A 12,720-nucleotide genomic window follows, 5' to 3' on the forward strand; every position below is an offset into this window, starting at 1 on the left:
TCACATTCTGTGACAGCGATTGATGCAGTGTATCGCGATAGAGCCACTTGCTTTCGTCCTTACCCCTGGTGCCGATCCTCTTCATGGCGCTCGGCTTTCCCCATTGTCTCAGCACTGTAGCGTTGGCTGAAGCGGATGATGAGGATGGCGAGGCTGACGAGCAGGATGGCGCCGCCTTCGTAGATCAGATTCTCCGGAGCAATATTCTTGCCTTGTAGCACGATAAGGCGGGAGAGGGCGGTGACGGCGATAAACATGGGATAGGTGAAGGGAACGCTACGTCGGAGGAAGTAGACGTTCGCCATCGCCATGATCTCGATGAAGATGAACATGAGCAGCAGGTCTTCGAGCCGAACCTCGCCATGCTGATAGATGCCGTGTATGAGCTGGCCGATCCCAACGAGCGCAAGCCCGCCGACGCCGACGAGCACGGCCTTCTCGATATAGAGAAAAAGGATCGACAGCCATCGGTCGATCGGTGTTTCTGAGTGCATTCTCTCCTCTCCTGATGACGCGCACGCTCTGCCCGAGGCCAGCGCGTGATGCGCCCAATCGCTTGTGTGGGTCAGGCTGTGCTGGCTTTGGGGGACTCTTCGGGCGGGCGCAGCTCCTTTGGCGAAAGCAGCATATAGAACGCGGGAACAACGAAAAGTGTAAAGAGTGTCCCGATCCCCAGGCCGGTGACGATCACCAGTCCGATATCGAAGCGGCTCACGGCGCCCGGACCGCTTGCCGTCAGGAGCGGGATCATGGCGACGAGCATGGCGACCGTGGTCATGAGGATGGGGCGCAGCCGAATCGCCGATGCCTGCTCGACCGCGTCCTGCTTGGAGAGGCCCTGTTTCTCACGCACCTGGTTGGCGAACTCCACGATGAGGATGCCGTTCTTGGCCACCAGGCCGATCAGGGTGATGAGCCCGACCTGGGTGTAGATATTGACGCTCGCGAAGCCGAGGAACAGAAAGGCCATGGCGCCGGCGATGGACAGGGGCACCGACATGAGGATGACGAAGGGATCGCGCCAGCTCTCGAACTGGGCCGCCAGCACCAGGTAGATGATGAGGAGCGAGAGGAAGAAGGTCACCTCGAGCGCGGCGCCCTCGCTCTTGAACTGGCGCGATTCGCCCTTGTAGTCCCAACGCACTCCGCGCGGAAAGAGCGCTTCCGACGCTTGCTCCAGGTACCTCAGGGCATCGCCCAAGGTGACGCCGGGCACCATGACGCCGGAAAGGGTGATGGCGTTGAGCTGCTGGAACTGCATGCGCTTGGATGGCTCGACCTGCTGTGAGAAATCGACCAGCGCGGCCAGGGGCACCAGCTCGCCGGAGGCGCTGCGCAGGTAGAAGTCCCCAATCTCACCTGTGTCGTTGCGGAATTTCTGGGCGACTTGGGGGATGACCTTGTAGCTGCGTCCCTCGAGACTGAACCAATTCACGTAGTTGTCGTTCAGAAGCGACGAGAGACTCTTGCCGAGGTCTTGCATGCTGATGCCGAGGTCGCCCGCGAGATCCCGATCCACCTCGATGAGGGTGCGCGGCCGCTCGAACTTCACGTCCTGCTGCAAGAACATGAACTGACCGCTCTGCATGGCCTTGCCGAGCAATTGGCCGGAGAGGGCGTTCAGCTCCTCATAGGAGCGGTCGGAGACCATGACGAACTCGACCGGAATGCCGCGGCCGGGTGTCGGCAGACTGGGCCTGGGGAAGACCACCGTCTGCAAGCCGGCTACCTGGCTGAGGGCGCCTTGCAGCTGGGGCTGCACCTCCATTTGCGAGCGCTCGCGCTCGGAGGGCGGAGGCATCTTGAAGCCCCCGAAGGTCGTGCTCTGGTCGCCGCCGAATCCCGCCAGGATGAAGCTCTCCTTGTACTCCGGGATGGCCTCGAAGATGGGCAGGATCTCCTTCACGTAGCGCAGGTCGTAGTCGATGGTGGCGGTCTGAGGCGCGGTGGCCATCATGAAGAGGATGCTCTGGTCCTCGGTCGGGGCGAGCTCCTTCTTGGTCATGCCGTACATGGCATAGATGGCGCCCAGAATCACGATGGCGACCAGCACGGTGGCGGCGGGGTAGCGCAGCCAGCGGTGCAGCAGGCCGCGGTAGCCGCCGGCCAGTCGCTCGAAGGTGTGCTCGACCCAGCGCTCGAAGCGCCCCTGGCGCTCGCCGCTGACGAGCACCTTGGACGCCAGCATGGGCGACAGGGTGAGCGCCACGACACCTGAGATGAGCACGGCGCCGGCGAGCGTGAAGGCGAACTCGGTGAAGAGTGAGCCGACCAGGCCGCCCATGAAGCCGATGGGGGCATAGACCGCAACCAGGGTCGTGGTCATGGCGATGATGGGGATCGCCAGCTCGCGCGCGGCGTCGATGGCTGCCGTGAAGCGCGGCTTGCCCATCTCGAGATGGCGGTGCACGTTCTCGACCACCACGATGGCGTCGTCGACCACCAGCCCGATGGCGAGCACCATGGCGAGCAGGGTCAGCAGGTTGACCGAGAACCCCATCAGCAGCATCAGGAAGCCGGCGCCGATGATGGACAGCGGCACGGCGACCGATGGCACCAGGGCCGCGCGGATCGAGCCGAGCGACAGGAAGATGACGAAGAGCACGATGAGCACCGCCTCGGCGAGGGTCTTGAAGACCTCCGCGATGGAGTCCTCGATGAACTCGCTGGCGTCGTAGGCGGTCTTGGCGCTCAGGCCCTCTGGAAACTGGGTGCGCAGCTCGGGGATGAGGTCGCGCACGCGCTCGGCGACGTCGAGCGGATTCGAGCCTGGCGTCTGCTCGATGGCGATAAAGATCGCGGGGATGCCCTTATAGAGGGTGCTGGAGTCATAGTCCGCGGCGCCGAGCTCGACGTCGGCGATGTCGTCGAGCCGCACGAGCGCGCCGTTCTCGGCGCCCACGACCAGGCGGCGGAAGTCCTCGACGCTGCTGACGTCCGTCGTGGCCGAGAGGTCCACCTGGACCATCTCGCCGCGGATGTTGCCGACGCCCGTCAGGTAGTTGTTGCTCTCGAGCACCTGGGTGACGTCTGTGCCGCTGACGCCGAGCGCGGCCATGCGCGCCGGATCCAGCCAGATGCGCATGGCGTAGGTCTTGTTGCCGATCAGCTCCGCCTTGGCGACGCCCTCGAGCGCCTGCAGCTGCGGCTGAGCGACGCGCAGCAGGTAGTCCGTGATCTGCGGCAGGCTCATCTCCTCGCTGTAGAAGGCGAGATACATGAGCGCCGTGGTGCTCCCGGTGGTGGAATCGATGACCGGGTTCTGTGCCGCTTCCGGCAGGACGTTGAGCTGGCTGGCGACCTTGGCCTGGATCTCGGCCACGGCGGCATTGGGGTCATAGTTCAGCCGCATGTGGGCCTCGATCACCGAGGTGCCCGCCGAGCTGGTCGCCGAGAGATAGTCGATCCCGTCGGCCTCGGCGATCGCCTGCTGCAGCGGCGTGGTGATGAAGCCCTGCACCAGCTCGCTGCTGGCGCCCGGATAGGCCGTGCTGACCGAGACGACGGTATTCTTGGTCTCCGGGTACTGGCGCACCTCGAGGCCGAGGAAGGCGCGCACGCCCAGGATGAAGATCAGCAGACTGACGACGGTCGCGAGGACGGGCCGCCGAACGAAGATGTCGGTGAAGCTCATGGGGTCGATGCGCTGGGCGTTGGCCCTTGATGCGAGCCTGTACTCGGCGCCTCCTCCTTGATGCGGATCTCTTGGCCGTTGGTGAGCTTCACCTGGCCCGCGAGCACGACTGTATCACCATCGGCGAGCCCCTCCAGCACGGCGACACGGCCGCCGCGGGCATCGCCGGTGCGAATTTGGCGGCGTTGGACCTGCGGCTTGCCCTCTACCTCACGGACGAGGTAAACGGAGTCGCCGTAGGTGCTGAAGGTGATGGCCTCGCGGGGCAGCGTGAGCGTCTCGCCCCTGGTCGGCAGGAGCGTGGTGACGCGGGCGAACATCCCCGGGCGGAGTGCCAGATCCTGGTTCGTGAATCTGGCCCTGACCTGGACGTTGCGCGTCCCCTGATCGATCGCCGGGCTGATGGCCTCGATGCGGCCGCTGAAGACCCGGTCAGGATAGGCGGCGACGCGCGCCTGGACCTCTTGACCCTTGGTCAGCACGGCGAGGTGACGCTCCGGAAGACTGTAATCGACGAACGTCGGATCCAAGGCCTGCAGGGAGACGATGCTCGAGCCGGCGGGCAGGTACTGTCCCAGGTTGACCTGGCGAATACCGAGCTGTCCCGAGAAGGGGGCGCGGATCGCCTTCTTCTCGATGGTGGCCCGCTTGGCCTTGACCTGGGCCCTGGCTTGATCGAGGGCCGCCGTGATCTCGTCGACGTCGCCTTGGGCGACGGCGCGGTCCTTCAAGAGGCTGCGATTGCGCTTGAGCTTGATCCCTGCCAATCGCTCCGCGGCCAACAGCCCGTCGAGATCGGCGCGATCGACTTCATCGTCCAGCCGGATCAGGATCTGACCCTTGGTGACCATGGCGCCAGACTCGAACAGGATCTCCTGGACCTGCCCCGGCACCTGATTGTTGACCAGGGTGCCCTGGACCGCCTGCACGGTTCCTACTGCCTTGAGACTCGGCTGCCAGGTCTCGGAGGTGACATGGGTGACCGAGACCACGGGTGCGGGCCTGGGCCGGGAAGCGCCCGCCATCTCTTTCTGTATCTGCGTGTACTTGATGAAGGCCAAGCCGCCGACGATGGCGAGCAGTGCGATGAGAACCAAGAGGAAGCGGGAGATCATGGGCAGTAGCTGAGCCTTGTGGGGCCGGTGGACCGAATCCATGGGCGGCTTGCGGCGGGCGAGGGGACGGCTGCAGGGGATGAGCGCCCCACCTCGGGCGCCATTATTGAGCCTGTGCGCGCCGATCCGCGGTGCCGCAATCCGAAGGCCTTCCAGTCGGCGGCTCGCGAGCGACCTCGGATGCCGGATGCACTGTCCCCTGCTCCTGGTCGCTATGATGCTAGAAAGCGCGCGCGCCTGCCAGCGATGGGTCAGAAGCGCATCGACGCCGATCGCTGGCGGCCGACCGCGCCTTCTCTACACGCCTTGGCGGCTTCAAGAAGGAGCATTGTGATCATGAGCTTGCAATTCAAAATCAACGACCCGGAGGCCTACCGCAGCTGCGGCGAGCTGGACGTGATGCGGGACCTGCTGCGCGTCGCGGGAAGACGCGTCATCGAGCTGGGCTGTGGCGCCGCCTGGATGACCAGGCAGCTTGTCGAGCAGCTGGATGCGGCGCAGGTCACGGCGACCGAGGTGGACCGGATTCAGCATGCGAAGAACCTGGAGATCCAGGATCTGCCCAAGGTGAGCTTTCGGCTGGGTGGCGCGGAGGCCATCGACGCGCCGGACGCCAGCTATGACGTCGCCCTGATGCTGAAGTCGCTCCACCATGTTCCCGTGGACCGGATGGACCAGGCGCTCCGGGAGATCCACCGGGTGCTCGTCCCAGGTGGACTGCTCTATGTCTCGGAGCCCGTCTACTGGGGACCCTTCAACGAGGTGATGCGCCTCATCCACGACGAGCGCGAGGTGCGGATCGCCGCCTTCGAGGGGTTGCGGCGGTCGGCCGACGCAGGTCTATTCCAGCTTGAGCGTGAGGTCTTCTACCAGGCGGAGGGCGTCTACCCGGACTGGGACAGCTTCGCGGGCAGATTCCTGCATGTCACCCACACCGAGCATGATCTCGACGACGCGCAGATTGCGCGCGTTCGAACGGCGTTCGAGCGGCATCTCAGGCCCGAGGGCGCAGGCTTCATGAAGCCGCACCGGGTCGACCTGCTCCGCCGGGTGTCTTAGACGCTGCTTGGATCCCTGCATGCCGAGACCGCGGAGCGGTCTATCTCGACTTGGACAGGATCAACAGGAAGTCTCAAGGTTTACAGGATTCATATAAGGCGTTCTTTTACCCAACGAAATCCTGTCAATCCTGCAAATCCTGTCCATTTCTGACGCGCGGTTTCCGAAGACGGGACGACCATCTTCAGACCACTTCTCGACTCGCTTACAGCCTCTGCGTCTCGCCTCAGGCGGGCATCAAGCCCGGTCTGAGGCGCTTCGCGGCTCGCCGCCCGAGCGCCGCGATCCAGCTCCTGTCAGCACCGACTTGGCCTCGTTGACCTTGGCAGCGAGGTAGTCGGAGCCGCCGCGGTCTGGGTGTAGTCGCTGGATGAGGCGTCGATGGGCTGCCCGGACGGCTTCCTCGTCCTCGTCCGGGCCGATGCCCAGGATCGCGCATGCCTCCGAGCCATCCATTGCGCGCGGCTCGGGTGCGGCTCTCGTCTCCGGACGTTGATTCGGCGGCGGCCTGTGGAAGACATGGCCGCGCGCCTGGCTCAGATAGACCTCGAGCGCCTCGGCGGAATCCGCGTCGGTCTGGTAGAAGGTTCCGAGCAGGTCGAGCAGCTCCTCGGTGGCGACCTCCTCCAGGCTGCGACCCCGCGATGGCCCGGCGAGGATCTCTCCGTTGATGCGGCCGGACAGATGATCGATCGTCAGCAGGACATGGCGGGTGGCCACTCTCGACTGATGCGGCCCTTGGTAATTGCTCGCGGGCTTCAGCTCGCGCAGCCACATCGCCGTGGCACCGGCCACGGCGCTCGGCATGAGAATGAAATTGAGGATCGGCACCATGCCGAGCCCAGCGGCCGCGGCGCCGAACCCGAGACTCAGGGTACGGCGCTCGCCGAGCCGTTGGCGCATCTCGCGGAACTTGAGACCGTGATTGCCCATCGGGTAGTCGCAGTACTGCACGGCGAGGATCCAGGCCGTGTAGAGGAACCACAGCGGCGGGCCGGCGACAGGCACCAGCATGAGCAGCAAGAAGGGGATGGCGAGAAGCGTGGCGTAGAGGATCTTCTTCAGCTCGTCGATCAGGGTCGGGATAAGCTCGGTCAACAAGCGCCGATAGTCGTTGTCTTGCTCGAGGGGGCGCCCAGTGAGCATCAGCTCGACCTTTTCGGCCAGCAGATTGTTGAAGGGCGAGGCGATCAGGTTGGCGACCATTCCGAAGGTGTAGAAGACCACCACCAGCATGACCAGAATGAAGACCGGCCAGAGCAGCCAGTCCAGCCAACCGAGCCAGCTCGGCACCTTGGAGTCCAGGAGCGCCATGAGCGCTTCGAATTGGGCGACGCCGGCGTAGATGGCGCCGGTGAAGACGAGGATGTTCACCAGCAGTGGAACGACGACGAAGGGCCGCAGTCCGGGCCGGCTGATGAGCTTGACGCCCTGCAAGAGATAGCGGGCGCCTGAGAAGGCGTTCGTGAGCATAGGTCTCTGTGAAGCGGTTATCCGCCTGTGTGTCTCCAGATGGCTGCGCGTTCTGCCGAGCCGTCGGCTCGCGGCGCGCTGCGAGATCGTCTTCCAAGGGGCGGAGTCCGGACGCTGTCGGGTCCGAGTCGGACCAAGGGGGATAGGCCTCCAGTATAACCGGCATGTCCCCTGATCTGGTGACGCTACCAGGTCTGCCGCATCCCTGCCTTGGGCAGGTGCTCACATGGTCGACGTTGGCGTGAGATCCCGACCGTTCCTAAGATATTCTCGGCAAAATCAGAAATCTAGCCCGAGACGGGTCATCCTTTGTGCATGTCGAGCGATTGTGCATGTCACATGATTCTGCATGTCCCGCAATTCTGCATGTCGAGCAATGGCTTGGGAAGGCGCGGTGATGGGTGCGCCCGATCCGGGCGAAGCGGAAAGCCCGGCGTCAGGCGCAAGGGCGTCGCGCTAGCCGGCCAGGATCTGGGCCAGCTGCGCGGGACACTCGAGGAGCGGGTTGTGTCCGACCTCGGGGAGAACATGAAGCTCGGTCTCCGGCCGCAGCTCTACAACCTGGTGCGCGATCCCAAGAAACCTGGCGTCCGCGCCGCCAACCACCCAGCGCAGCTGCCCTGGGTAGGCGCGCAGCGCCGACCAGGTGCTCGGCATGGCGCCCAAACCAGTCGCTCTCAGGCTGGCGGCCAAGCCGGGCGCCCGTTGACTCAGCCGGCGCTGGCGTTGACGCAGCAGAGTCTCGGCCGGCAGCCGGGACTGGCTGGCGAAGAGCGGCTGGGCCTCCCAGGCCGCGACGAAGGCGGCGATTCCTTGTGCTTCCAGGAGGTGGATCCAGCGCGCGTCCTGCCGCAGCCGTGCAGCCCGCTCGGCCGGATCGCTCAGTCCTGGGTGTGCGGAAACGATGGTCGCGCGCCGGAAGCGCAGAGGCGCCCGGGCAAGCATGCCGAGCGCGATACGTCCCCCGAGCGAGTAGCCGGCAATCTCGGTGATGCTCTGCGGCAAAGCGGCCAGCAGGGAGTGGACGACGCACTCGAAATCGCCTTCCGGGGCGGCCGCATCGCCGTGTCCGGGCAGATCCATGGCGAGCCAGCCACCCGACGTCGGGCCGGGGAGACTGGAGCGCCAATCCTCCTTGTCGCCGGTGAAGCCATGCAGAAGCAGGCAGCCGGTCCGGCCTCGGCTCAGAGCGATGCCTCCGCGGTCTGCGCCTCCTGCTCCTTGTCACGCTCGATCAGGGCATAGGCCGAATGGTTGTGGATGGACTCGAAGTTCTCGGCCTCGACCACGTAGGCCAGGATGCGGTCGTCGGCGTTCAATCGTCTGGCGACATCCCGCACCATGTCCTCGACGAACTTGGGGTTGTCGTAGGCGCGCTCGGTGACGAACTTCTCGTCCGGCCGCTTGAGGAGTCCGAAGAGCTCGGACGAGGCCTCTTGCTCGACCATCTCGATGATCTCTTCGAGCCAGATGAACGCCTGCGCCCGCACCTGAACCGTGACGTGCGAGCGCTGATTGTGCGCTCCGTAGGAGGAGATCTCCTTGGAGCAGGGGCAGAGACTGGTGACCGGGATGACCACCTTGATCTCCAGCTTGGGCTCGCCGTGACGGATCTCGCCGACGAAGGTCACGTCGTAGTCGAGCAGGCTCCGGACACCGGACACGGGGGCCTTCTTGTTGATGAAGAAGGGAAAGCGCATCTCGATGTGGCCAGCCTCGGACTCCAGCCGCTCGGACATCTCCGCGAGCATCTCCTTGAACGAGGGGACGCTGATCTCACGCTCGTGATTGTTCAGGATCTGCACGAACCTGGACATATGCGTGCCCTTGAAGTCGTGCGGGAGATAGACGTACATGTTGAAGGCCGCGACCGTGTGCTGCTCCATGCCGCTGCGCTCGCGCACGCGCACGGGGTGGCGGATGTTCTTGATGCCCACCTTGTCGATAGCGATGCGGCGCGTGTCGGTGCTCCCTTGCACGTCGGCGATCTCGCCCTCCGCGGTCGGGACACTGCACCTGGTCTTGAGCGATTGCTCCATAAACGAATTCCTCAACGGATCTTTACTGCCTGCTTTCGCCAAAGAGGTTGGGTCTGGGGCCTACCAGGAAAAGCGGCGATGAGTGCGATGGAAGCATCTTTGGACGCGGGCTGGGCACTCGAGCTGGAGAATCGGCGGACCGCGAGGCGCCCACAGGGCGCCTCGCGGTCTCGATGTGCGCTCTGTGAGGCGACGTCCGTCCGAAGCGGGGCCTCAGGTCGGCGACCTTGCCGCCGACTGCCGGCTAATGCTTGCGCTCGAGCAAGGCGTTGGCGACCCAGCGCAGCGGGTCTGCGGCGCCGCCGAAGACTTCCAGGGCGGCATGGGCCTCGTCGGTCAGGCGCTTCGCCATCTCCTTGGCCTCGGTCAGCCCGACGATGGCGGGGTAGGTCGCCTTGTTGAGCTCCAGGTCGCGGCCGGCGGTCTTGCCGATCTCGCTGGTGTCGCCCTCGACGTCCAGGATGTCGTCCTTGATCTGGAAGGCTAGGCCGAGACACTTGGCGAAGTGATCGAGCCGCTCCGCGTGGTCCGGAACCACGTCACCCCGGGCCCTGATGCCCATCTGGACAGAGGCGCGGATGAGTGCGCCTGTCTTGTGGATGTGGATGTTCTCCAGCATGGCGACGTCTAGCGGCGTGCCCTCGGCCTCCAGGTCCATGGCCTGGCCGCCCACCATGCCGCGCGATCCGCTTGCGCGAGATAGGGTCTCCACCATGCGGATGCGCGACTCGGCCCTGAGCCCGGGCGCCTCGGCGAGGATCTGGAAGGCCAGCGTCTGCAGGGCGTCGCCGGCGAGAATGGCGGTGGCCTCGTCGAAGGCGCGGTGGCAGGTCGGGCGGCCGCGCCTGAGATCGTCGTCGTCCATGGCTGGCAGGTCGTCATGGATGAGTGAGTAGGCATGGATCAGCTCGACGGAGGCCGCCGGACGGTCGAGCGCGTCGTTCTCGACCCCCATGGCCTCGCCTGCGGCGTAGGCGAGCAGGGGGCGGATGCGCTTGCCGGAGGCGAGCACGGTGTAGCGCATGGCCTCGTGCAGGCGCGACGGCTGCACGCTGACGGGTGGCAAGATCTCGTCGAGCGTTGACTCGGTGCGCGCGAGACAACGCGTCCGAAAGGCGTCGAAATTGTTTTGGGTCATTGAGGGTCGAAGGGCTCAGGCTCGGCGTCTGGCCGGGCGTCGGTGAGGATGCGGACCCGCTGCTCCGCGCTGTCGAGCGCTTGCTGGCAGACGCGCGTCAGCCCAACGCCACGCTCGAAGGCCGCGAGCGAGGCTTCCAGGGGCATGTCGCCCTTCTCCAAGGCGTCGACGATGGCTTCCAGGTCGCCGAGGGCTTGCTCGAAGGATGGCTGTGGGGAATCGGCGGGCTCGTTCATAGGGTTTGAATCAGACTTTCCAAGTACGGTACCGTAGGTCGTTTGAGTGGTCAAACCGGCTCAGCGGCCGCGGCCACCCGCGCCTTTCGATCCTCCCGCAGCAAGGAAAACCCCCGACGGCAATGACCGGCAATTACGATGCTTCAGCGATCGAGGTCCTCATGGGTCTCGACCCTGTGCGCAAGCGCCCAGGGATGTATACGGACACCTCGCGTCCGAACCATCTGGCCCAAGAGGTCATCGACAACAGCGTCGACGAGGCCCTGGCGGGCCACGCCAGGCGCATCTCGGTGTCGCTGCTGCAGGACGGCTCGCTGGAAGTGACAGATGACGGCCGCGGTATGCCGGTCGACGTCCATCCGCAGGAGGGGCTTCCCGGGGTCGAGGTGATCCTGACCAAGCTTCACGCGGGCGGCAAGTTCAACTCGGACAATTACCGTTTTTCCGGCGGTCTGCACGGGGTCGGCGTCTCTGTGGTCAACGCGCTCTCCAAGCGTCTGGAAGTCTGGGTCAAGCGCGGCGGAGCCGAGTACGGCATGGCCTTCGAGGATGGGGCGAAGGTCTCCGATCTGGCCGAAGTCGGCAAGGTCGGTCGGGCCAGCAGAGGCACCCGGCTGCGCTTCTGGCCAGATCCCAAGTATTTCGACACGCCCAAGTTTGCCGTGCGGCCCTTGATGCACCTGCTCCGCGCCAAGGCGGTGCTGTGCCCGGGGCTCGAGGTCCGTTTCCGCGACGAGACCACGGGCGACGAGACCACCTGGTGCTATGAAGAAGGCCTCCGGGACTATCTGACGCAGTCGCTCAAGGGCGCCGAGATCCTGCCCGCCGAGCCCTTTGTCGGCGATATGGAGGGCAACAACGAGACCGCGAGCTGGGCGCTCGCCTGGCTGCCCGAGGGCGGCGAGCCCATCGCCGAGAGCTACGTCAATCTGATCCCGACCGTTCAGGGCGGTACCCATGTCAACGGTCTGCGCACCGGGCTGACCGAGGCGGTGCGCGAGTTCTGCGAGTTCCGCAATCTGCTGCCACGCGGTGTCAAGCTGGCGCCCGAGGACATCTGGGGGCGGTTGAGCTATATCCTCTCGGTCAAGATGCTCGATCCGCAGTTTTCGGGTCAGACCAAGGAGCGGCTGTCCTCGCGCGAGTGCGCGGCCTTCGTCTCCGGCGTGGTCAAAGACTCCTTCAGTCTCTGGCTCAATCAGCACGTCGAGGCGGGCGAGCGCATCGCCGAGCTGGCCATCGGCGCCGCTCAGGCGCGGCTGCGCGCGGGCCGCACGGTCACCCGCAAGAAGGTCTCCCAGGGGCCGGCACTGCCGGGCAAGCTGGCGGACTGCACGGCGACCGACCCCGAGCGCAGCGAGCTCTTCCTGGTCGAGGGCGATTCCGCCGGCGGCTCCGCCAAGCAGGCACGCGACCGTGAGTTCCAGGCGATCCTGCCCTTGCGCGGCAAGATCCTGAACACCTGGGAGGTCGATCCGGCCGAGGTGCTCGGCTCCCAGGAGGTGCACGACATCGCCGTCGCGATCGGGGTCGATCCGGGGGGCGAGGATCTCAGCCGGCTGCGCTTCGGCAAGGTCTGCATCCTGGCCGACGCCGACTCCGATGGCGCCCACATCGCGACGCTGCTGTGCGCGCTCTTCCTCAGGCATTTCCGCACCCTGGTCGCCCAGGGACACGTCTATGTCGCCATGCCGCCGCTTTATCGCATCGACGTCGGCAAACAGGTCTACTATGCGCTGGACGACGACGAGAAGCGCGGCATCCTGGACCGCATCGAGGCCGAGCGGATCAAGGGCAAGGTCAACGTCCAGCGCTTCAAGGGACTCGGCGAGATGAATCCCGCCCAGCTGCGTGAGACGACCATTCATCCGGATACGCGACGTCTGGTACAGCTCACGGTTGAACCTGACGATCAGAGCGATACCTTGTTGGATATGCTCTTGGCCAAACGGCGCGCTGCGGATCGCCGCAGCTGGCTGCAAGCGAAGGGCGATCTCGCCGAAGTCTAGCGCGCCGCGCCAGCCGA

The 12,720-nt window shown here is 65.2% G+C and carries 10 protein-coding genes; 2 read left to right on the forward strand and 8 right to left on the reverse strand.

Annotated elements, in window-relative coordinates:
- Window positions 1-59: 59 nt before the first annotated feature.
- The 3 genes from G3446_RS02175 to G3446_RS02185 form a co-directional block, all read right to left on the reverse strand.
- Window positions 60-494, reverse strand: a complete 435-nt coding sequence (locus G3446_RS02175; protein ID WP_164450757.1) for a phosphate-starvation-inducible protein PsiE — start codon at window positions 492-494, stop codon at window positions 60-62.
- Between the two features lie 71 nt (window positions 495-565).
- Entirely contained in the window at window positions 566-3,634 is a 3,069-nt protein-coding gene (locus G3446_RS02180) for an efflux RND transporter permease subunit (RefSeq protein ID WP_164450758.1), read from the reverse strand.
- The gene (locus tag G3446_RS02185; RefSeq protein WP_342450010.1) at window positions 3,631-4,791 is read right to left on the reverse strand and encodes an efflux RND transporter periplasmic adaptor subunit; all 1,161 of its coding nucleotides are present in this window, start codon (window positions 4,789-4,791) and stop codon (window positions 3,631-3,633) included. Before G3446_RS02185 ends, G3446_RS02180 begins: the two co-directional genes overlap by 4 nt.
- Before the next feature lie 294 nt (window positions 4,792-5,085).
- Between G3446_RS02185 and G3446_RS02190 the strand changes: the two genes are divergently transcribed.
- Window positions 5,086-5,808, forward strand: coding sequence for a class I SAM-dependent methyltransferase (locus G3446_RS02190; protein ID WP_164450759.1), 723 nt, complete (start codon window positions 5,086-5,088; stop codon window positions 5,806-5,808).
- A gap of 237 nt (window positions 5,809-6,045) precedes the next feature.
- Here G3446_RS02190 and cysZ read toward each other — a convergent pair whose 3' ends face one another.
- From cysZ to G3446_RS02215, 5 genes are all read right to left on the reverse strand, one after another.
- Window positions 6,046-7,281 carry a sulfate transporter CysZ gene (gene cysZ / locus G3446_RS02195; protein ID WP_164450760.1) on the reverse strand — a complete coding sequence of 412 codons (1,236 nt, stop codon included), beginning with the start codon at window positions 7,279-7,281 and terminating at the stop codon, window positions 6,046-6,048.
- 456 nt (window positions 7,282-7,737) lie between these two features.
- Entirely contained in the window at window positions 7,738-8,475 is a 738-nt protein-coding gene (locus tag G3446_RS02200; RefSeq protein ID WP_342450016.1) for an alpha/beta fold hydrolase, read from the reverse strand.
- Entirely contained in the window at window positions 8,466-9,320 is an 855-nt protein-coding gene (gene folE2, locus G3446_RS02205; RefSeq protein ID WP_164450761.1) for a GTP cyclohydrolase FolE2, read from the reverse strand. The genes G3446_RS02200 and folE2 overlap by 10 nt, the downstream gene beginning before the upstream one ends.
- A gap of 244 nt (window positions 9,321-9,564) precedes the next feature.
- Window positions 9,565-10,458, reverse strand: coding sequence for a (2E,6E)-farnesyl diphosphate synthase (ispA, locus tag G3446_RS02210; RefSeq protein WP_164450762.1), 894 nt, complete (start codon window positions 10,456-10,458; stop codon window positions 9,565-9,567).
- Window positions 10,455-10,694 (reverse strand): exodeoxyribonuclease VII small subunit, encoded by a 240-nt coding sequence (locus tag G3446_RS02215; RefSeq protein ID WP_164450763.1) that lies wholly within the window; start codon window positions 10,692-10,694, stop codon window positions 10,455-10,457. Before G3446_RS02215 ends, ispA begins: the two co-directional genes overlap by 4 nt.
- Before the next feature lie 122 nt (window positions 10,695-10,816).
- On the opposite strand from G3446_RS02215, the gene parE reads away from it, so the two are divergent.
- Entirely contained in the window at window positions 10,817-12,703 is a 1,887-nt protein-coding gene (gene parE / locus G3446_RS02220; protein ID WP_164450764.1) for a DNA topoisomerase IV subunit B, read from the forward strand.
- Window positions 12,704-12,720: the final 17 nt, after the last annotated feature.

The organism is Thiorhodococcus minor, from assembly GCF_010820565.1.
Lineage (GTDB): Bacteria > Pseudomonadota > Gammaproteobacteria > Chromatiales > Chromatiaceae > Thiorhodococcus > Thiorhodococcus minor.